Below are 19,845 nucleotides of genomic sequence, written 5' to 3' on the forward strand. Positions count from 1 at the left end.
TAGCCTATTAGAGATATTACTTGGAGTTAAAGGCAGCGATATCTTTAATAATTTGATCAAGGTTAATTTCAGGTGACCAGCCTAAAACCTGGTTAATCTTTGATATATCAGGCACTCGTCTTTGCATATCTTCAAACCCTTCCGGGTATGCCTTCTCATATGCAATCTTTTCAATAGTAGAAGTAGATCCAGTAATTTCTATGACTTTCTTTGCTAACTCTAAAATTGAGATTTGCTGGTTGTTTCCAACGTTAAAAACTTCACCGATGGCTTTGTCTGAATCCATCACCAAAAGTAGGGCTCTCACAGCATCATCTATATGGCAAAAGCATCTAATTTGATTACCACTGCCATAGACAGAGAGTGGCTCATTCTTCAAAGCAGCACCAACAAATCTTGGAACAACCATTCCATAATGGCCAACCTGACGTGGGCCTACAGTATTAAAGAACCTAACAATACGAATTGGAAGTTTATTCTCTAAGTAATAAAAATATGCAAGGCTTTCATCCACAGCTTTTGCTTCACTATATGACCACCGTGACTTTAGTGGGTGACCAATAATTCGATCATCCTCTTCATTTAACGGCACCTTGTCATTTTTGCCATAAATCTCACTAGTTGAGGCAATTAAAACTGGTTTTCTATATTTATCACAAGCCTCAAGCACAACCTCACTACCTTGAAGATTTGTTTTAAGACTTTCAAGTGGCTTATTAACAATGTTAAATACTCCAAGAGCTGCTGCTAAGTGAACTACGTAGTCACTTTCAGCCACTAACTTACTAACCAAATCTTGATCCAGAATTTCACCGTTGTTTAATTCGATCTTACCCTTGATCTTCTCAAGATTTTTAACTGATCCAGTCGAGAGATTATCTAAAATTATTACTTGATTTCCTCTGGCTATCAAACTTTCTGCAAGGTGAGATCCAATAAATCCAGCACCCCCAGTAATTAAGTATTTCACTACAATGAACTCCTGGACGTTATTATCGGTAAATTACCAATTTTTGACCAATCTAAATAATCATGCGCAGTTGCAATAATTGCTAAATCAAAATTATTGCTAAGTTGAGTTGATTCTTCGCCATTGAACTTCTTTACCAAGTCATCATGCCAGGAAACTTGCGCACCTTTATTTCTTAAGGCGCTAATCAAATTGAAAACTGGCGTTTCACGAACATCTGAAATATTTGGTTTATAGGAAACACCTACTACTAAGATCTTCTTTCCCTCTAAACCATTTAATTTTTTTTCGGCCCTGCTTACAAAGTAGCTAGGCAAATCCCTGTTGATTTGATCGGCCAATTCGATCATCCTAATTGGAGAACCAACTTGCCTAGCCTTATCAGAAAGATATATGGGATCAACAGGAATGCAGTGGCCCCCAACGCCAATGCTTGGGTAAAATTCCATAAAGCCATAAGGCTTAGTTCCCGCAGCTTTCACTACTTGGTTTATATCAATTCCTAAAGCATTGCAGAATATCCCAAATTCATTTATAAAAGATATATTAATAAATCTAAAAGAATTTTCCAGTAATTTTGCAGTCTCTGCTATTTCAACTGATTCGCATTCAATTACTTCGCTTATAAAATTTGAATAGAACTCAATTGCACGCAATTTTGATGACTGCGTTATCCCTGAAACGATCTTAGGAGTGTTTTGTAAACTCCAAACTTTATTGCTTGGATCAACTCTTTCGGGGGAGTAAGCTACTTCGATTTCATTAGCTGGAAAATTCACTAATTCTTCAAGCAAAGGAAGCACCGTATTCCGTGTTGTACCGGTTGCAACCGTAGATTCAATTATTACTAGAGTTTTAGGCTTTAAATATGCTGCGATAGATCTAATCGCCGCAAGCATAGGTTTGAGATCTGGTACACGCTCATTTGAAAGTGGAGTTGGAACACAGACTAATAAAATGTCACATAGGACAATTTTTGAATAATCACTTGTTACTTCTAGGCGTCCATTTTCAGTTAGAGTTTTTAAATCCCCAATATTTATGTCTTCTATTGACGTCTTACCGGAATTTAGTGCTTCAATTTTTGACTTGTCAATATCAATCCCGATAACTGAGATACCCTTCTTGGCAACTTCTATGGCCAACGGTAGGCCCACATAACCTAACCCAATAACTCCCACAGATTTATTCATTATGGTAATTCGTTTTTCGCTCTGGTACCAATCTCAGTATTGTCTGCAATGGCTAATACCTTTGACTTGTAATAAGTAGCGCGCTCTGAGTTACCAGATTTAACATGCAGCAGTCCTAATACAAAATAATTATCAGCATTCCAAGGATCGTTATCCTCGATCATCTCCCTAGTCTTAATTGAACCAGGAATGTCATTGTAACCTTCCTGGTAATATGCTTTTGCATTCAAGTATATTAAGTTTGTTGGGTCTTGCTCAAGAAGTTGGTCTAACAATGTTAAAGATTCTTTTGTAAACCCAAAATCAAATAAAGTGAGACCAACTTTGAATTTATAAAATGGTTCTGCTAAAGGATTGTCGATCACTTTTTGAGCATAGTTCTTAGCAATTAAACTATTGCTCTCATTTGGAATTATTGTCCGTGTAATGAAAGTATCTCGCTCGGCTCTATTCAAAAATACAGCGACAACCAAGATTGGTATTACAAAAATAATTGAAAGTGCAGGTCGCACTAAACTCATCGAATTAGACTTAGATTGTATCTGCGAGTCAGATTTGTTGGCGAGACTATTTTCTACATTTTCACGGGCTAATGCAATTAACACTCCGCCAATTAGCCAACCCCAAATAGTTAGGCCAATATTGTCAATGGAAATGAAGGATTGAGCCTGAAACCCTACCCATACAGAGGTAAACAGAATTACTAGTACTTTCTTTTCTGACTCTATCGATTTTATCAATTTTATAGAACTTTTGAAAATAAAGAATAAAATTGCCAAATAACTTACTCCTAAGAGTAATCCCCCAGTAGCAAACATTTGCAATGTAGTGTTATGAGCGCTAGAGCTTGTTAAGGTATAACCATATCTAAGCGGATAATCTAATTCTCTGAACGCTTTAAAAGCTCCTCCATAGTTATCTAAGCCAACCCCTGTTAAAGGTTTATCTCTAAACATTTCGTATGCTGCACGCCAGTAAAATCCACGCACACTGACCGATTCTTTGTATAAAATTCCTGAAAGTGGGCCTCGTTGAAGCATTCCAGCGATTGAAAGAATAACTGTTCCGGCTGAAACTAGGGTGAGCGCAATACCAATTTTTTGGTTTTTATACAAATAAAATGTAGACACAAAGAAAAGATGAATAAACAAGAAGGTCACTAAACCTTGTCTTGATTCAGAGCGAATAATTGCAAATAAACATAGTGCCACCGTTGGTAAAGCCAAGATCCTAACTGCTACTCCCAAATTCTTTATGAAGTAACTTAGGCTAGCAAATGATGAAAAGATTGCGAGAAGTGCTGAGGCGAAATTGGGGTTTCCAAGAGTTCCAATGATTGAATTGTAAGGATTTTCCCACTTAAAAAAATCATAACCTAATGTTTGTATTGTTCCATAAATTGCCAATGCACACCCCGAAAATACAGTTATTTGTATTACTTTAATGGCATCTAGGTACTTTAAGAACTTAGCGCTATACAAAACTATTATTGAAAGGCTTAGGTAAGTTAAATAACCATTTTTTCTCTGGGTATCTCCAAATAAACCTGTGAATTTAACATGTGTGAAAGCTAAAGCTAGAGTCTGACTCAGTAGAAAAAAAATGACAATTAACAAAAATTTAAAATCAACTGACTTACGCTTTAAGCCTGATCTGTAATATTCATATATTAAGTGCCCAAGCAACCATCCAGCAGTTAGCATTAAGATTATAAACTTTGGGGTGTTGAATGGGTCTTCTGAAGTAGTGCTAATATAAAAAGTTGAGGAAACCACTCCGCTGAACAAAACCCATATTTGATTAGATCTGTTATTTATCTTTGCCCGCTTATTACTTTTCTGCATTAGGTCATTCTAACTAAATAACTTGGGCCCGTCTTCTGTTGAAGACGGGCCCAAGTCATTATTTGTTCAGATGGGTAAGGTTATTTAAGCCTTAACCTTCTTCTGAATCTTTAGGACCAAGTTCGTAAGTGTTGTGATCAAGGTCTTTAGAGATGCAACTGTAGTTGCTAGTGCAGTAACAGCTGCAAGAGCTGCTGCACCATTATCAGTTACGGTTGCTGTAGCTGAAAGTGCTACACGACCGGCTGAAGGTAATCCAGTTCCACCAGTGGCTTCAATCTTGACTGTTCCACCAGCAGCAGGCATGTACACCCTGTAGATAGCAATCGCAGTAGCTGATGCATATCCATCAATTGCTGCAACTTTGCTAGAAACAGCAGGTGAAAGAACTGCAGCTAGAGTTTCTGAAGCAGTTGAACCATTACCAAATGCAACGGTTGAAGTGATTCCAGCTGTTGTAAGAGCGTTAGTAACAGTTGTTGCGCCAACTGCAGCACCGGTTGCATCTAATGGGCGAACGATGATCCAAGCAGCTTCACCTGGAGCATAACTAGCCTTATCAAACTCTAACTTCACAGAGGCAACAGCAGCAGTATTAACTTTAATTGCTACTGCAGTTGAAGAAACTGTTGCAAGTGTTGAAGTTGATGCGTTGCGGATTGTGATATTTGCTGTTCCATTATTTGAACCTGTTAATGGACACAAGTAACCACCATAAGTCGAGCTATATGAACCGCAACTTGTACCTGCTGGGGCTGTACCTGTATTAATTATAGTAACAGCATCAGAGTATGCATAAACAGCATCGGCAGATCGAATATTTGTGCCTAAACTATCCTTCGCTACTGCCAAAATTGCGTTAACTGAGCTTGAACCAATTGTGGTTGCAAGAACAGTTGCAGTAATTGTTGCAGCTGTAGTTCCGTAGAAGGTTACAGTTCTATTTGCGAACGTAACACTTGCTGTCTTTAATGTGACTGCTGATGCTCCAGCAGTTCCATCTGGATAGATACAAACGTCATCTACACCATCTGAAGTTGCTTGAATAATAACACTCTTACCAATTGTGCCACCACATAGACCAATGTTTCCAATGGTTGAGGTTGCAGTAATTGACTCTCGAGCAACAAGTCCTGCAGCAGTTAGCTGGGTTACCCTAATTACAGCTGCGGCAGTTGAAGTCGATGGAGTGTTAACCGCAGTAACAGTAGTTGAATCAATCACAGTGCCTGTAGGGAACGTTGCTCCACCATACATTACAGCAGAAGATGTTGCAGCAGCTCCAACTACAGTTCCTGTTGTAGTTCCAGCAGTAGTTACAACAATTGACATAGTTCCTGACTTAGCAAGATCTAGTCGTTCGCCTGTAGCCGCTGATCCACCATTGCCGACTCCGTAAACCTGGATGGAGTAATCAATTGTGTAAGTACCAGCAGTTTTAACCATGGCTGAGTCTAGAAATACTCCAAACTTTCCACCTAAAGTTCCAACGCCAGCGTTAGTTAACAAACCAACTCCACCATTTCCGACTGAAGCTGAATCTGAACCATGGGTGTAAGTGCCAGTAACATCAACTGTTTGACCAGTACCTGAATTACCTTTAAGTGTGGTTACGACACCAGTTGCACTTGCTGTATCCAGGGCCACGATACGTAGTGATCTTGTATCAAATGTTGCTGAACCAGTTGGGAATGTACCAGGAGTGAATTTAACCAAAATAGTATCAATTGTTCCTGCATTCGTAAATGCACTTAGATTGATAGTCGCAGCGGTAGTTGAATCTGACCGTGCATAACCTGCCGAGTTAACATCTATAGCACCATTTACTGTCGTTACTGCTACCGCGCCTACTACAGCTGCGTTAGAAGGAACTACAGAAACAATGCTTAGACCTAAAGCGGCAACAGCTACAAGCGCAATGCGCTTGAAGTTTGTCGTTGTAGACATTTGTTTCCTTTCGTTAGTCGTTACCAGGAATTTCCTAGTAGCGGCTTCGAGATGAGTCGCACGTGCTGACGCATCTCTTTCCCCCCGTGATATCCGGATCACAGGAGAAACCTGTTTGTTAGGTGTCATTTATTTGACCCCTTTGGCGCCGATATTGATCGCCTGAGCAAGAATTGAGCTCTTGCTAGAGTTCAAAATTATACGGGTAGTTATCTCATTTGGAATCGCATCGACATCTAACCCAGCAGTAGCAGGCACAAATAGGGGTGAATCGATCGTGGAATCTATATATAGGGTGGCTGTCAGGAGGTAATTTCCGTTGGAAAGACGGGTAATGGCTGAGGCAGATCCAGTCTGAGTCAATGGGAACCATGAACCAGCCACTGTAATTGATGGGCTTGCATAGTATGAGGTACCAGAGCCATCAACTGTGACTGATTGTGACATAAGCAAATTAACAACTGTATCCCCGTATGCCTGAAGGTATGAAACTAAAACATAACCATCTGGATTAATAATTATCGATTGAGTAGACAGTCCAACAGAGCCGACTTCGCCTGCTGAATCTGAAACAGTAAATCCTGTTGGTAGGCCATCTTTTGAAAGGCCAGCAAACAAAGATTTAGATGTACGGAAATTAATAGCTGAATTATCCTGAATTATCTTTTGTGCAGAAAGAATTTCTTCTGCTGAAGATTGTGATGAATTGTTATCAACCTCAGAGTTAACTGTGGATGGCAACTCTTGCTTAGCAGTTGCAGTAATAGTTGGTGTATTGAACTCTGAACCTGTCACAGAATTAAACCCAAGGAATGCAACCAATACAATAAGTAATGAGAGTGCTACCTTTGAAGATTTCTGTGCAAGCTCGGCTGCCTTTTTATATGATCCAGAAAGCGCATCAAGTGCGGTAGAACCAGTTTTCTCGTCCACTACCCATTCGGTAAGAACACGAATAAATGAAGCACGTGCACGTTGTACAACATGGCGAACATTTTTCTCAGAAGTTCCAATTGCTTGAGCAATCTCTTTGGTAGTACGGCCTTCAACCTCCCACATAACAAGTGCAGTCCGTTGTGTCTCAGATAAACGAGATAGGGCTTCACGGATTACTGAAGCATCTTCTGCTGCGGCGAGTGTTGCATCCATTGGGATGTGATTCTCTGCTGCGATCTCAGCAAGGCGCTCTTGTGATGCATCTGAATCAATTGCAACCAAGTTTGGGCGAGATCCGGTAGCGCGGATTGCGTTCAAGCACAGATTATTAACTGTTGTGCGCAGATATGCCATGGCACGGTCTGCTGAATCTAGTTCTGGAGCTGCCAAGATAAATTTAAGAAAAGCATCTTGAACAACCTCTGCTGCATCAGCATCGCTACGAAGAATTCGGCGGGCTTGAGCGATAAGTAATGAGCGATTTTGGGTATAAAGGGCGGATAAATCAGAAACAGACCACGCAGCAATAGTCGCTGGGGCCTGAGCCTTCTTTCGAAGTGACACTTTGATTTCCCGCTTTCGATGAGCCAACGTCTTGACCCCTCTACCTACTAAGACACTAAAAGGGGTTAAATGTTGCCCCCATAAACTAGATATTCAAAGCCAGGTTTTTATGGTTAGGACCCGGCCTGAAGGGTCCTGCATCGGAGTCTATTTTAGAGGCTTCCCGCTGACCTAAACTGGGTGGGTGCTTATAAAAGTTGTATCAATTGTGTCCAGAATGAATCTAGGAGGAGTAGCCGTATTGCTGGTGGATTTACACCAGATGCTGCCGGGATCTGAGTTCACCCATACATTGGTCACTGGTGTATGTGCCGAAAATGAGATCGATATCTTGGCTGGCAAGTATTCAGACCCAAATATCGTTCAGATAAAGAGTATGGGACGAAAGCCTTCATTGTTTGCTGATTTCTCGACCTTTCTAAAAATAAGAAAGGTTTTAAAAAATCTTGACCCTCAAATTGTTCATACCCACACCTCAAAGGCTGGAGTTTTAGGCAGGCTTGCGGCTATTTCTTTGAGGAGAAAAATAAAAATAGTACATTCCTATCATGGTCACCATCTTTATGGTTACTTCCCAAAAACAATTGTTAGGGTCATTGTTTTCACTGAAAAATACTTGGCGTTTTTAACTCACCTTCTGATTGCAGACTCTGAGCAGGTAATGATTGATTTACAAAAAGCAAAAATTGGTTCAAAGGATAAATGGCAAGTTATTCCGCCAGGTATTCGAAAGTCAGAAAGTATTACGAAGGACATGGCTAGATTAAAAATTGGTACTGAAAAAAACTTATTCTTGATTACCTGGATAGGTCGTTTCACTGAAATAAAGGATCCATTTTTAGCTTTAGAGGCATTTAAGCGGTTACAAAAATTAGATAATTCAAAATTTTCTATGATCATGATAGGCGACGGTGAATTGCTTGATACTTGCGAAGAATTCAGCGAGAAGAATCAATTAGGAGTAATTTTCCCTGGGTGGCAATCAAATGTTACTTCGTACTTAGCAGCAGCAGATATTTTACTTGTCACAAGTAAGAATGAGGGATTTGGTATGGTTATTGCTGAGGCAGGCTTACAAAACGTGCCTGCAGTATCAACAAATGTTGGTGGTGTTGGAGAATTTATCAAAGATCAAAGTAATGGGATACTCATACCTAATGATGCCGCTGTTATAGCAAGAACTATTTTTGGATTAGCAAAGAGTGGTGAGCAATTAGTTAAACTTGGTCTTATGGCCAGAGAAACTACGCTCGAAAAATTTACAATTGAGACTTTCGTTAATAACCACAAAATAGCCTACAAAAATTTATTATCGTAAGATGTGTTTTATGGATCAATGCGTGCTAAAGGATTGAGAAGGGTCATAGATGAATCAGTCATTTAATGATATAACTTTTCAAAGTATTATTGGTCGGCAACCAAAGCCAATGGTCTTTGACTCAAGTGAAATTTCAAATCTTCAAAACGAGCGAATCTTAGTTACCGGTGCAGGTGGAAGTATTGGGTCACAGATAGTAAAACTAATTGCGGGGCTTGAAGGGATAAGTTATCTTGCAACAGATCGTGATGAGGGTTCACTTCATTCACTTTCACTTGATTTAGATTCCAGAGCTTTATTTGAATCCCCACAGATTTCACTCTTGGACATCAGAGATATTCAAGGTGTAAAGAACATGATTGCCACCTTTAAACCAACCATGGTAATTCATGCAGCTGCACTCAAGCACTTGAATGCACTTCAAAAACAGCCACGTGAAGCGATCTTAACTAATGTGTTTGGAACAGCTAATCTGATTGATGTATCTCGCACAAACGGAGTAGAGAAATTCGTGAATATCTCTACCGATAAAGCCGCTGAACCAAGAAATGTGCTGGGTTACTCCAAGAAACTTGCAGAACTTTATGTTGCAAAATCTCGTTTAGAAGGCTTTAAGAACTATACATCCTGCCGTTTTGGAAATGTTTTCAACTCCAGGGGTTCAGTGATTGAAACATTTATTTATCAAATATCAAACAACAAGCCGATCACACTTACTCACCCAGAAATTGAGAGATATTTCATGTCGGTTGAAGAGGCTGCATATTTAACAATTAAGTCAGCCTTGATCAATTCAGGTGACGTACATATCTTTGACATGGGTCAGCCCGTAGCATTGAATGCAATAATTGAAAATTTGCAAAAATCACTTGGCCGAAGAAGCTCGATTATCATCACGGGTTTACGGGACGGCGAAAAGCTCAGCGAGGATTTATTCGGCAAAGAAGAGAAGGCTAAATCTACTTCTGAGATTAGAATACAAAGTGCAAATCTAGAGTTTGAGCTAAGTGAAAATTCCAAGGTAATTGAGCAAATTATGAATAGGGATGAAATTCAACTATTAGAAAAACTATCACGATATACCAATCTAAAAACTATTTAGATGGTTTAACTCACTTCATTAGATTTTTGTGGGCCCTGTCGGGATCGAACCGACGACCCACGGATTAAAAGTCCGTTGCTCTACCGACTGAGCTAAAGGCCCTCATATTAAACTTCTTACGATGCAACCAAGTATAGTCGTTTACTTCCAATGACTACAAAACTAAAACCATTAAGTAAAGTTACAAAGTAACGCCTAGAGGAACTTTCAGGATGCCAGATTCTGCACATAAAGTTGATTTGACCCTTTTTTGCGTTAAACTTATTTTCAAAATGTGACTAGGGGCTTAAGTGCAAAAATATGTAGTGATAGGCACTGGTGGTCACGCAAATTCAATTTTGGATTTGATTCAAAGTTCTGGAGATACAGTCGAGTATTTTGTGGTTATAAACAGTGAAAGCGTTCAGTATAAGGGAATTCCCACAGTTGATTTCTCCGAGGTTAACAACTTTTCATCCGAGTTAAAATTCGTTTTTGGGATTGGAGATTATAAAATTCGAAATAGGGTGATAATGGAAATGAATTTATCTAACCAGATTTTAAGGTTTCCATCGCTGATTCATCCAACTGCTTACGTTTCAAAGTCGGCGACTATAGCCAATGGAACAGTTGTATTTGCAAATTCATACGTAGGACCTAATTCTAGAATTGGAAAATTCTGTATTCTTAATACCGGAGCAAGCGTCGAACATGACTGCAGTATTGGGAATCAAAATTTTTTAGCACCTGGCACAATTCTTGCCGGCAGGGTGATAATTGGAGATAATTGTTTTCTTGGAATGGGTTCGCTAATTTCAGATGGTATTTCAATTGGAAGTGACTCAGTCATTGCCGCAAATAGTTTCGTGAATGAAAATATTCCTAGTAATTCCTTTGCTGCAGGCACACCCACAAAATTGAGATAGTCATGAAACCATTCATAATTGCCGAAATTGGCGTTAATCATGACGGTTCCGTCGAAAAGGCAATTAAGTTAGTTGATGCCGCAAAAAGTGCTGGTGCAAGTGCCGCTAAGTTTCAATCCTTTTCCGCTAATAGACTTGCGACCGAAGTAACGCCAAAAGTTGAGTATCAAAAAATTAGGGATGGACAAAGAACTCATTTTGAGATGTTGAAGCAACTTGAATTGAGTTTTTCAGATCAAACTAAACTCAAAAAGTATTGCGACTCCATTGGAATTGAGTTTATCTCTACTCCATACGCAATTGAGGATGCCATCTTCTTGAATTCAATAAATGTTAATTGTTTTAAAATTGCTTCTGCAGACATTGTAGATTTGCCACTTTTAGAGTACGTCAGTAAAACCAAAAAACTTACATTGATCTCAACAGGTATGGCGAGTATCGATGAAATAAAGTCTGCTGTTAAATTCTTTCACTCTTCAAATTCTAATTTTATATTAATGCATACAACTTCCGAGTACCCAACTAAATTAGAATTTACAAATATATCTAGATTAAAGGCTTTAATTCAGTTTAATTCTAGCGGTATCGGGTTTTCTGACCACACAACTGATTCAATAGGTGCCATTATGGCAATAGCAATTGGGGCCACTTATTTTGAAAAACACTTCACGCTAAATAAAACTGATTCTGGACCAGATCATGCAGCATCGCTAGAACCAGAGGAATTCAAAAAGTACGTTTTAGACATCGAAACCGGTTTCAAAGCATTAGGCTCTGCAGAATTTATTAGAACTGCTGGTGAAGAAAGTATGGCGAAAACATCTCGCAAAAGCTTGCATTATTCTCGTGACTTAGAGGTTGGTAATATTCTAGGTATAAGTGATTTAGTCTTACTTCGCCCAGGTACTGGAATTATGTGGAGCGAATGTGAAAAATTTTTGGACAGAGCGCTTAAGCATAAGGTTGCACAAGGTACTATGCTAAGAATCCAAGATTTTGAATAACGCAGAGTTTTACGAAATTTCATAAATGAAAATCTATTGTTCAACTGGCGGGTTTGAAGATAAGCCATTTTATGAAGTTGCAAATTCATTTTTAAAATTAGGGATCAAACAGGTTGAATTGTCTTCCGGCTCATTGGTCGCAGGAGTACCGGAGAAACTCATTAGCTTAAGTCGAGAGATTGATTTAATGCTGCATAACTATTTCCCGCCTCCAAAAAATCCATTCGTTTTAAATTTGGCTTCAAAGGATGTTCAAATATCTGAAAGAACAATGGAATTCTTTCAAAACGCAATTCAGCTATCGGCGTCAATTGGTGCAAAATACTATGGAGTGCACGCTGGATTTTTAACAGACATTTCGGTTTCGGAAATTGGCAAGACAATTAACGCTAAATCTATACTAGGAAGAGATGAAGGGATGGAATTATTCATCTCAAACATAACTATCTTGGATAAGTTTGCTGTAAACCACGGCGTTGTACTTCTAGTTGAGAATAATGTCTTAAGTAAAAAGAACTTCATTAACAACACAACAAACCCACTTTTACTAACTTCTCCAGAGGAAATTAATCTATTTTTTCAATCTGTTAGCAAAGGAGTCAGATTATTACTAGATTTTGGTCATCTAAAAGTCTCTGCAAATACTTTAGATTTTGATTTAACTTCGGCGGTTTCAGATATACAGAAATGGGTGGGTGGATACCACATGAGTGAAAATCATGGCGAACTTGATGACCATCTAAACTTTGATTCAAGCGCTTGGTTTTTGTCTCACCTAGACGCTACGGTTGACTTCGCCACTCTGGAAATCAAGAATTCAAGCCCCGAAGAAATTCTTGAAACCTGGAAAATGGTAAACGGAAAAGTGAATGCTAGGCTTGATTAGATCATGAAAAAAATGTTAAAAGAGCTGCCTGCCAATATCAAGGAATGTCTTGAACAAATTTCGTCTAATGGTGAAGGTTTAATTTTTCTCGTGCGGGATTCCATTTTGCAGGGATCCCTTAGTGACGGGGATATTCGTAGAGCTCTGCTAGAGGGGGCAGAACTAAATGACTCTGTCGAAGATTTCATAAATAAGAGCGTTCATTCTTTAACTGAGTTTAGTTCACCCATTGAAATTCATAAGGCTTTCTCACCAGGAATTAAATTTGTTCCTGTCATTAACATCGATGGATTAGTTATAAAAGTACTAAGGATTGGGGAATCTAGTTTCATACCACTTTCTGAACCAAATTTAAGTTTGAGAGAGAGTGAATATTTAAATGAGGCCATGAAATCTGGTTGGATTTCTTCTGCTGGTAATTATGTTGAAATGTTCGAAAAATCTTTTGCTAACTATGTGGATTCAAAGTATGCAATTACAGTTTCAAATGGCACATTAGGATTGGTTTTGGCATTAAAAATGTTGGAAATTGGGGTAGGCGATGAAGTAATTGTTCCAAATGTAACTTTTGGTGCAACAGCCAATGCAGTCTGTCAGGTAGGGGCCATCCCAATTTTTGCAGATATTGATCAGGATACGATGTGCATGGATTTGGAATCTTTCCGATCAAAAATTACCAATAAGACTCGAGCGGTGATTCCAGTCCATCTTTATGGAAATGCAGCAGATGTCGTAGAGATAAATAAAATCGCAAAAAATTCTAATTTTTATGTCATCGAAGACGCCGCGGAGGCAGTTGGTACACGTATTTCTGGTAAACACGTAGGAACATTTGGAGATATTGGTGTATTTTCTTTTTTTGCTAACAAAACCATTACCACTGGTGAAGGTGGAATGCTCGTATTAAATAACGAGCATTTGTATTCTAAAGGCAAAATGATGCGTAGTCATGGCTTTTCACCCAATAATAGGTATTGGCATGAAACTTGGGGAACAAATATGCGGATGACCAATCTTCAAGCAGCAATAGGATGTGCTCAGATGGAAAGAGTGACAGAATTAGTAGAAATTAAGCAAAAAAATGCTGGAATTTACAAAGAGTTTTTGTCAAGTTTATATCCTGCAAAAATCACTTACGTAAAGGAACATACTGATTGCGAGAATTCACATTGGCTTTTTGTGATTAAGTTAAAAGATAAAAACTTAATTCAAAAGTTAGAAACTCACTTAGTTTCAAATCAAATTGAAACTAGAAGGATTTTTTATCCGCTCAATATTCAACCAGCTTTTGAAAAATACAGTTCAAAAAATGAAATATTTAGTGGCTCTATAGCAGCATACGAAAATGGTATCTGTTTACCATCATCCACGCTATTAAGTTTAGAACAAATTCGCAAGATTACATCTGTGATCTCAAGTTTTTTTGAGTCTATTGCTGAGAAATCTTAGATATTAAAAATTGCTTAATTTAAGCCGCTTACGAGCGTTTACAAGTCCGTGATTGATAAAATTTAGCAAATTAGCCGTACAGACTGCATCAATTCTAGGGTGCGACAAACCAGTAAGCATGTGTTCACTCTTGCCAATTCCACCAGCAAAAATTAATGGTACTGTCAATAATCCATCAGGTATCAACTCAAGTAATTTCAAGTCTAAACCGTTACCTGTACCGTCATTGTCAAAAGACTGAATGAGAATTTCCCTGCACCCCAAGTTTTGTACCATACTTATATGGTCGAATAATTCTTGACCTTCAACATTTGATTCTTTGTTATAAATTTTATATTTAGATATTTTCTCGCTAGATAAATTCTATAGTCAAAGCTGGCAGTAACTTCCTGAGATCCGCACTTCTCGCCTATTTTTGATGCAACTATATGGTTTTCTGATTAACTGGTATTTAAAGAAATCTTATCTTTGCTAGAAGACTGAATTAATCATATTTACCAAGCACTTAGACCTCCATCAATAAATAAGTTTTGTCCAGTGATATAGGAGGACAAATCACTTAGTAGAAAAATTGGTAAACCAATTATTTCTTCTACATTGGCCATTCGCCCAAAAGGAACACGATTACTATATGCCCTCACAAATTCTTTACTTTGGTTGTTAAAAACTCCACCTGGGCTAATAGCATTAACTCGAACCCCATTTTGCGCCCAGGAAGTTGCTAGGTGCTTGGATAGTGCTTGAATTCCACCCTTGGACACAGTGTATGACACTGGAGTTGTCATTAATTTATTTTCCGTTGAAGTTTTCTCATAAATTCTTAAGTCTGGACCCATTTCTGCTCCATATATTGAGCAGAAATTTACTATCGACCCGGTAGATCTGCTTACCATTCTTAAACCTATCTCCCTGCACAATAAAAACGTGTTATGCAAATTTCCTTCAACAATCTCTTTCCAGGTTGATAGTGTGTAATCTGAAATAGCACTGAAATAAAGATTCTCGTCCTTTACTTTCGTGGTCATACAATTTATGAGTCCAAAGACAGGGCCAAAGTTCAGTTCAATTGAATCTACAATTTTTTTAACACCATCTTGTGAGTAGCTTTGATTTATCTCAATGAAATGAACGTTTTTTATATCTACTATATTGTTTTTACCTTGATCCAAAACTATAGAAGTAGCATTTAATTTGCTTAAAGCTTTAGTAATTGCACTTCCGATTAAGCCATTTCCTCCAGCAACAACTATGACTTTATCGCTAAAATCTAACGCGTCCTTTAAATCATTCATTTATTACTATTTTCACTCAAGAATTTTACAATTTCGAAGTCTAGTTCTGTATCTATATCTCGAGACCTTTTCTCCGGCATTTCATATATAAGCGAATCATTAAATATGACAATTGGGTTGCTTTTTAACGCTTGGGTATTCCAAACATGAACCGCAGCATTCATGTCAAAACTTTTAGGCGATAATTGTCTACTTAAATAAGGTGGATTAACAGTTTTACTAACTGAGATTTTACCCTTCGAATCTATCTCTAGTATATTAAAATAGGGATTTCGATGCGATATGCATGCAGAAACAACTGATGAAACTTTATTAAGCTCCAACATGTCGATTGCCCCTTTAATATCTTCGACTTTTCGCAATGGCGATGTCACATCAAGATCTACCACGACATCATAACTAATACCTAATTCTTTTTCAGTTTCTAACAATGCGTGTAAAATTGTTTCTGGTTTTCCTGCTTGATCAGTGGTTAAGATCGGTGGTCGATTAACCGTCAAGTCTGCGCCATATAGTAACGAATTCTCTAATATTTCTTCGTCATCGGTTGAGACAGTGATCGAAGTAAAATATTCAGTTTTGACAGCTTGCGAAATAGCAATAGCATATAAAGGGGTACCATTCAACAATAATTTATTCTTCCCGGGTAAACCTTTTGAATTTTTACGAGCGCAAATTGTTGCCAATCGTTTCAATTTTTATGCTCCATGACTCATCGATTCTATTTTATAGATTAATTCATCTACTTTCAGCGCTTCTTCAATTGTAGCAACTGATTCACCTTGGCGACTAATCAGAGCTGCATGCATTAAGCCATACGTATCGTCAATGCTACCTTCGCATTCAACTTGAATACCAAATGATATTAACTTATTTTTTAGAAGATCTACCCAAATTGTACCTGAGGATGTGAGAATCCTAATTTCTCGTTTAGGCATAGTGTCTAAACTATTTAATTGTAAACTAATTATTGGTACTTGCGGTGTGTTCATATAGACATGCCAACAGTCGTCAGAGTCAATCGTTACCTCCCCAATTTTCCCTCCAACGGCGTAGCTAACTTTTGGCTCCCCAAATAGCCAGATCAACAAATCTAATTCGTGCGAGAAGTCACGTAGAACTCCTCCGCCTTTCTTTTTTAAGGATGAATACTGGGTTAAGTTTCTTTTGTCATCTCTCCAATTTGAATATAAATTTCCATAGTAAATTTCTGCTGAATAAATCTTGAATTTATCTTGGGCAATTACTGTTTTTAACTTAACAATTGAAGATAGAAACCTTAGGTTGTACCCCACCCCAATTCTTTCAAATTCAAAATTATCTTTTTGATGATTAAAATCTAGTGGTTTTTCAATTAACACTGTCCCTAAATATTTGTGTTTTTGTAATTCTTTTAATGTGTCTAAGTGTTCAAAAGTTTCATTGCAAATGATCACATAGTTTGGTTCTACCACATTTAAAGCCTTGACCATTGAATGAAAGTTAAACTCAGATTGAAGAGTATGGCTGGAGACCGTAAATACTTGATGGCCTAAATCTTTTAGTATTTTTTGGTGCCTTATACCAACAGCGCCTAACCCGATCACCAGTACTTTCATATGCGAATCTTACTTGCTTATTAGAAGAAACTTACTTAATTATTGGAAAAGCTTAATCGCTTTTGGAAGAAGCTTTGATTAACCTATCCTTTATGGCAACTTCAATTCCATATCCTTCCGGCAATATAGCGATTATTCGAGATAAATTCTTATTATCTCCATCTCTTAGTGCTTCGTATAGGCACTGTGCATACTCAATTGAATTCTTTGGAGAGGCTAATCTGATTACACCCTTCGGAGTTTCAATTTCACTAAGGGCAATTAAGCCATCCCCTAAGCTTGGGAGAGAATTTAGTAAAACTCTTGCTTTCGGTGCATAGTGAGATTTGTGTGACCCGGAGAATTTAGGTGAGATTTTATTTTGAACAGTTGAGAGAGGCAATCCTAAACACTCTTCAATCATTAATCTAGTTATTACTCCTGGACGTAAAATTCTTGGCAACGTACTTGTGCAATCTAAAATTGTCGATTCCACACCAACAGCAGATGGACCGCCGTCCAAGATCAAATCACCTCTAATTAATTTGCCACCTAACTCTTGATTTACTGCCGGCGCTGAAGTTGGCGATACAGCTCCAAACCTATTTGCACTTGGTGCAACAACTCCAAACCCTCCAAGCAATTCAAACTCTTTCAATAGGGAGGAGGCTATGGTGTGATTAGGTGCCCTAACCCCAATTGAATCTTGATTACCCGTAATAAAATTTTTAGCTAACTCACTTCTCTTTAACACTAAAGTCATCGGCCCTGGCCAAAACTGGGTTGCAAGTTTCATTGCATATTCTGGAATGTTGACTGCCCATTTATCTACTAGATGAATTGATGAAACATGAACGATCAGTGGGTGATCAGATGGCCTGCCTTTAACGCTGTAGATTCTGCCCACTGCTCGCTCATTTGTTGCATCAGCACCTAATCCATACACAGTCTCTGTTGGAAATGCCACAAGATGGCCAGCCTTCAAAGCCTTTGCCGCTTTTTTTATATCATCTTGCGTGCAGTTGGAGATAATTTCCATGCATAAATCATCCCATTTATTTAGTTTTGAGATGATGTGGTTGACCGATACCCTTCTCCTTCAGGTCCCCATCGTCTAGTGGCCTAGGACGTCGCCCTTTCACGGCGTTAACACGGGTTCAAATCCCGTTGGGGACGCGTCGAAGTTGAGTTAAATTCTCAACTTTGAAGGTAAGGCCCAGTAGCGCAGTTGGTTAGCGCGCCGCCCTGTCACGGCGGAGGTCGCGGGTTCAAGTCCCGTCTGGGTCGCAAGTGCTTCACTGCACTTTGATTGGCTGAGTAGCTCAGTTGGTATGAGCGAACGACTGAAAATCGTTAGGTCGCCGGTTCGATCCCGGCCTCAGCCACCATTAGAAGGAGTTCAAGATAGGAATTAATGACTTCAAAAGTTAGTGTGCTTAAAGCTAAATACTTTCAGTACTCAATGATTAGATGGGGAATGGTCGGCATAACCACCACATTAATTGACTACTTACTATTTATTTCACTTTATGGACCTATTAGCTCCGTATTCCTAGCCAACCTAATTTCAGCATCGGTTGCAACTTGTATTAACTATTTAACTCACCATAGATGGACTTTTAGAAGTGAACAAACTCATTCAAGATCAGGTTTTAGATACCTAATAAACCTTATGTTTTGGTGGTTGGTTTCAACCTCAATAATCAAAATTCTCCTAGTATCTGGGCTTGATCCAAAAGTAGCTAAATTAGTTCCGCTACTTTTGATAGTGCCCGTCAATTACTTTGTTTTAAATCACTTAGTGTTTAAGAAAAAATCTTAGTTATCTTTAGTTCTAAAAAAAACAATAAACAGACTAAACCAAGTCAATCCTGCCCCAATTAAGAAGTAATTTGTAGAACTTTGGGATGCATTTGGTAGCAAAACTGAAACTCCGGCAAATAGCCCAGATAAGCTCCACAAAATTATTGCAGATGTCTTCCTGGTAAGGCCTGATCTGATTAATCGATGAGATAGATGATCTTGTCCACCTTGAAAGGGTGAAAGATGTCTTCGTATTCTAGAAAGTACTGCAACAGTTGTATCAAGTATTGGAATTGCAAGCAGGAATACTGGAATCAAAAATGAGCCCATTTGTGTTTGGGCGGTTGGTTCAAATCGAACAGTTAATGTTGCTAGCAGCACCCCTAGAAATAAAGCTCCGGCATCACCCATATAGATTTTAGCTGGACTCTTATTCCAGACTAAAAATCCTAAGGTAGAACCAGCTGTAACCACGGAGAGTGCTGCGATCAAATACTGGTTACCGTTAAGAGCTAAGTAAGCGAGTGCAATAGATGAAATTGCAACAGTTCCAGCAGCACCACCATCTAAATTGTCAAAGAAATTTATTGAATTACAAATTCCAACAATCCAAACAACTGTAATTATTGAATCAAAAATAGAAGATCCTGTCGGATTTCCAATACTGTCTGTAATGATCAAAATACTTGCAGTAAATACACCAGCAAAGGTTTGGGCTATAAATCTTGGTAGGGGAGGTAAGTTTTTTATGTCATCCCATAAACCAATAAGCCCTAGCAATAATGCAGGGCCAAGTAATGATGTAGCAAGCCAGAAAGTACTTGATGTGAATTGTGAGAAAAGGGAAGCGGAGTAAGAAACTGTAATTACCCCAATAATTATTGCTACCCCGCCTAAATATGGGACTGGTTTTTTATGGGATTTATGGGAGGAGTTAGGTCGATCGACCACATCTGTGGCAATGGCAATCTTTCGCATTACCGGTGTCAGAACTCCCACAAATAAATAGGAAATTACAAACAGTAAGAAGTACTCAGTATTTGTTATTCCCATTT

General features: G+C 38.5%; 18 protein-coding genes and 4 tRNA genes. 10 read left to right on the forward strand and 12 right to left on the reverse strand.

The features are described from left to right. Nucleotides 1-16: 16 nt before the first annotated feature. The 5 genes from B1s21160_RS05725 to B1s21160_RS05745 all read right to left on the reverse strand — a co-directional run bounded on the left by B1s21160_RS05725 (nucleotide 17) and on the right by B1s21160_RS05745 (nucleotide 7,481). Nucleotides 17-970, reverse strand: coding sequence for a GDP-mannose 4,6-dehydratase (locus tag B1s21160_RS05725; protein ID WP_095672762.1), 954 nt, complete (start codon nucleotides 968-970; stop codon nucleotides 17-19). Next, nucleotides 970-2,163: a nucleotide sugar dehydrogenase gene (locus B1s21160_RS05730; protein WP_095672763.1), complete on the reverse strand. Its 1,194-nt coding sequence runs from the start codon at nucleotides 2,161-2,163 to the stop codon at nucleotides 970-972. Before B1s21160_RS05730 ends, B1s21160_RS05725 begins: the two co-directional genes overlap by 1 nt. Beyond that, nucleotides 2,163-4,007 (reverse strand): O-antigen ligase family protein, encoded by a 1,845-nt coding sequence (locus B1s21160_RS05735; protein WP_095672764.1) that lies wholly within the window; start codon nucleotides 4,005-4,007, stop codon nucleotides 2,163-2,165. Before B1s21160_RS05735 ends, B1s21160_RS05730 begins: the two co-directional genes overlap by 1 nt. Nucleotides 4,008-4,091: 84 nt before the next feature. After that, nucleotides 4,092-5,954, reverse strand: a complete 1,863-nt coding sequence (locus B1s21160_RS05740; protein ID WP_095672765.1) for a hypothetical protein — start codon at nucleotides 5,952-5,954, stop codon at nucleotides 4,092-4,094. Between the two features lie 129 nt (nucleotides 5,955-6,083). Then, nucleotides 6,084-7,481, reverse strand: coding sequence for an RNA polymerase sigma factor (locus tag B1s21160_RS05745; RefSeq protein WP_190276941.1), 1,398 nt, complete (start codon nucleotides 7,479-7,481; stop codon nucleotides 6,084-6,086). 157 nt (nucleotides 7,482-7,638) lie between these two features. Between B1s21160_RS05745 and B1s21160_RS05750 the strand changes: the two genes are divergently transcribed. Further along, the gene (locus B1s21160_RS05750) at nucleotides 7,639-8,772 is read left to right on the forward strand and encodes a glycosyltransferase (protein ID WP_150120965.1); all 1,134 of its coding nucleotides are present in this window, start codon (nucleotides 7,639-7,641) and stop codon (nucleotides 8,770-8,772) included. Nucleotides 8,773-8,821: 49 nt separating this feature from the next. Continuing rightward, nucleotides 8,822-9,874, forward strand: coding sequence for a polysaccharide biosynthesis protein (locus B1s21160_RS05755; RefSeq protein ID WP_095672768.1), 1,053 nt, complete (start codon nucleotides 8,822-8,824; stop codon nucleotides 9,872-9,874). 29 nt (nucleotides 9,875-9,903) lie between these two features. On the opposite strand, the gene B1s21160_RS05760 is transcribed toward B1s21160_RS05755, so the two are convergent. Next, nucleotides 9,904-9,976: transfer RNA gene (locus tag B1s21160_RS05760), tRNA-Lys, on the reverse strand. 188 nt (nucleotides 9,977-10,164) lie between these two features. On the opposite strand from B1s21160_RS05760, the gene B1s21160_RS05765 reads away from it, so the two are divergent. From B1s21160_RS05765 to B1s21160_RS05780, 4 genes are read left to right on the forward strand one after another with little or no spacing between them, the layout of a single operon-like run. Beyond that, nucleotides 10,165-10,779: an acetyltransferase gene (locus B1s21160_RS05765; RefSeq protein WP_095672769.1), complete on the forward strand. Its 615-nt coding sequence runs from the start codon at nucleotides 10,165-10,167 to the stop codon at nucleotides 10,777-10,779. A 2-nt stretch (nucleotides 10,780-10,781) separates the two neighbouring features. Then, nucleotides 10,782-11,783: an N-acetylneuraminate synthase family protein gene (locus B1s21160_RS05770; protein ID WP_095672770.1), complete on the forward strand. Its 1,002-nt coding sequence runs from the start codon at nucleotides 10,782-10,784 to the stop codon at nucleotides 11,781-11,783. 25 nt (nucleotides 11,784-11,808) lie between these two features. After that, nucleotides 11,809-12,669, forward strand: coding sequence for a sugar phosphate isomerase/epimerase family protein (locus tag B1s21160_RS05775; protein ID WP_095672771.1), 861 nt, complete (start codon nucleotides 11,809-11,811; stop codon nucleotides 12,667-12,669). Between the two features lie 3 nt (nucleotides 12,670-12,672). Further along, nucleotides 12,673-14,118 carry a DegT/DnrJ/EryC1/StrS family aminotransferase gene (locus tag B1s21160_RS05780; protein ID WP_095672772.1) on the forward strand — a complete coding sequence of 482 codons (1,446 nt, stop codon included), beginning with the start codon at nucleotides 12,673-12,675 and terminating at the stop codon, nucleotides 14,116-14,118. Nucleotides 14,119-14,121: 3 nt separating this feature from the next. Here the strand turns inward: B1s21160_RS05780 and B1s21160_RS05785 are convergent, their stop codons facing one another. From B1s21160_RS05785 to B1s21160_RS05805, 5 genes are all read right to left on the reverse strand, one after another. Further along, the gene (locus tag B1s21160_RS05785; RefSeq protein WP_095672773.1) at nucleotides 14,122-14,463 is read right to left on the reverse strand and encodes a HisA/HisF-related TIM barrel protein; all 342 of its coding nucleotides are present in this window, start codon (nucleotides 14,461-14,463) and stop codon (nucleotides 14,122-14,124) included. A gap of 149 nt (nucleotides 14,464-14,612) precedes the next feature. Then, nucleotides 14,613-15,410, reverse strand: coding sequence for an SDR family oxidoreductase (locus tag B1s21160_RS05790; protein ID WP_095672774.1), 798 nt, complete (start codon nucleotides 15,408-15,410; stop codon nucleotides 14,613-14,615). Beyond that, nucleotides 15,407-16,105: an acylneuraminate cytidylyltransferase family protein gene (locus B1s21160_RS05795; protein WP_095672775.1), complete on the reverse strand. Its 699-nt coding sequence runs from the start codon at nucleotides 16,103-16,105 to the stop codon at nucleotides 15,407-15,409. The genes B1s21160_RS05790 and B1s21160_RS05795 overlap by 4 nt, the downstream gene beginning before the upstream one ends. Before the next feature lie 3 nt (nucleotides 16,106-16,108). Next, nucleotides 16,109-17,008, reverse strand: coding sequence for a Gfo/Idh/MocA family protein (locus B1s21160_RS05800; protein WP_095672776.1), 900 nt, complete (start codon nucleotides 17,006-17,008; stop codon nucleotides 16,109-16,111). 52 nt (nucleotides 17,009-17,060) lie between these two features. Further along, on the reverse strand, nucleotides 17,061-18,026 hold the full coding sequence (locus tag B1s21160_RS05805) for an L-threonylcarbamoyladenylate synthase (RefSeq protein ID WP_095672777.1): 966 nt from the start codon (nucleotides 18,024-18,026) through the stop codon (nucleotides 17,061-17,063). Between the two features lie 64 nt (nucleotides 18,027-18,090). On the opposite strand from B1s21160_RS05805, the gene B1s21160_RS05810 reads away from it, so the two are divergent. From B1s21160_RS05810 to B1s21160_RS05825, 4 genes are all read left to right on the forward strand, one after another. After that, nucleotides 18,091-18,163: transfer RNA gene (locus B1s21160_RS05810), tRNA-Glu, on the forward strand. Nucleotides 18,164-18,200: 37 nt separating this feature from the next. Next, nucleotides 18,201-18,274: transfer RNA gene (locus B1s21160_RS05815), tRNA-Asp, on the forward strand. Nucleotides 18,275-18,298: 24 nt separating this feature from the next. Continuing rightward, nucleotides 18,299-18,375, forward strand: a tRNA-Phe gene (locus tag B1s21160_RS05820). A gap of 26 nt (nucleotides 18,376-18,401) precedes the next feature. Beyond that, nucleotides 18,402-18,809 (forward strand): GtrA family protein, encoded by a 408-nt coding sequence (locus tag B1s21160_RS05825; RefSeq protein ID WP_095672778.1) that lies wholly within the window; start codon nucleotides 18,402-18,404, stop codon nucleotides 18,807-18,809. Here the strand turns inward: B1s21160_RS05825 and B1s21160_RS05830 are convergent. After that, nucleotides 18,806-19,843 carry a glycosyltransferase family 4 protein gene (locus B1s21160_RS05830; protein WP_095672779.1) on the reverse strand — a complete coding sequence of 346 codons (1,038 nt, stop codon included), beginning with the start codon at nucleotides 19,841-19,843 and terminating at the stop codon, nucleotides 18,806-18,808. The genes B1s21160_RS05825 and B1s21160_RS05830 overlap by 4 nt on opposite strands. Nucleotides 19,844-19,845: the final 2 nt, after the last annotated feature.

It is taken from the genome of Candidatus Nanopelagicus hibericus (genome assembly GCF_002288005.1).
Taxonomy (GTDB): Bacteria; Actinomycetota; Actinomycetes; order Nanopelagicales; family Nanopelagicaceae; genus Nanopelagicus; species Nanopelagicus hibericus.

Bases quoted from the DNA above. Each gene is read 5' to 3' on its own strand.
- B1s21160_RS05730 (WP_095672763.1), bottom strand. From the start codon at position 2,163: ATGAATAAATCTGTGGGAGTTATTGGGTTAGGTTATGTGGGCCTACCG.
- B1s21160_RS05735 (WP_095672764.1), bottom strand. From the start codon at position 4,007: ATGCAGAAAAGTAATAAGCGGGCAAAGATAAATAACAGATCTAATCAA.
- B1s21160_RS05740 (WP_095672765.1), bottom strand. From the start codon at position 5,954: ATGTCTACAACGACAAACTTCAAGCGCATTGCGCTTGTAGCTGTTGCC.
- B1s21160_RS05755 (WP_095672768.1), top strand. From the start codon at position 8,822: ATGAATCAGTCATTTAATGATATAACTTTTCAAAGTATTATTGGTCGG.
- B1s21160_RS05770 (WP_095672770.1), top strand. From the start codon at position 10,782: ATGAAACCATTCATAATTGCCGAAATTGGCGTTAATCATGACGGTTCC.
- B1s21160_RS05775 (WP_095672771.1), top strand. From the start codon at position 11,809: ATGAAAATCTATTGTTCAACTGGCGGGTTTGAAGATAAGCCATTTTAT.
- B1s21160_RS05780 (WP_095672772.1), top strand. From the start codon at position 12,673: ATGAAAAAAATGTTAAAAGAGCTGCCTGCCAATATCAAGGAATGTCTT.
- B1s21160_RS05790 (WP_095672774.1), bottom strand. From the start codon at position 15,410: ATGAATGATTTAAAGGACGCGTTAGATTTTAGCGATAAAGTCATAGTT.
- B1s21160_RS05800 (WP_095672776.1), bottom strand. From the start codon at position 17,008: ATGAAAGTACTGGTGATCGGGTTAGGCGCTGTTGGTATAAGGCACCAA.
- B1s21160_RS05805 (WP_095672777.1), bottom strand. From the start codon at position 18,026: ATGGAAATTATCTCCAACTGCACGCAAGATGATATAAAAAAAGCGGCA.
- B1s21160_RS05825 (WP_095672778.1), top strand. From the start codon at position 18,402: ATGACTTCAAAAGTTAGTGTGCTTAAAGCTAAATACTTTCAGTACTCA.
- B1s21160_RS05830 (WP_095672779.1), bottom strand. From the start codon at position 19,843: ATGGGAATAACAAATACTGAGTACTTCTTACTGTTTGTAATTTCCTAT.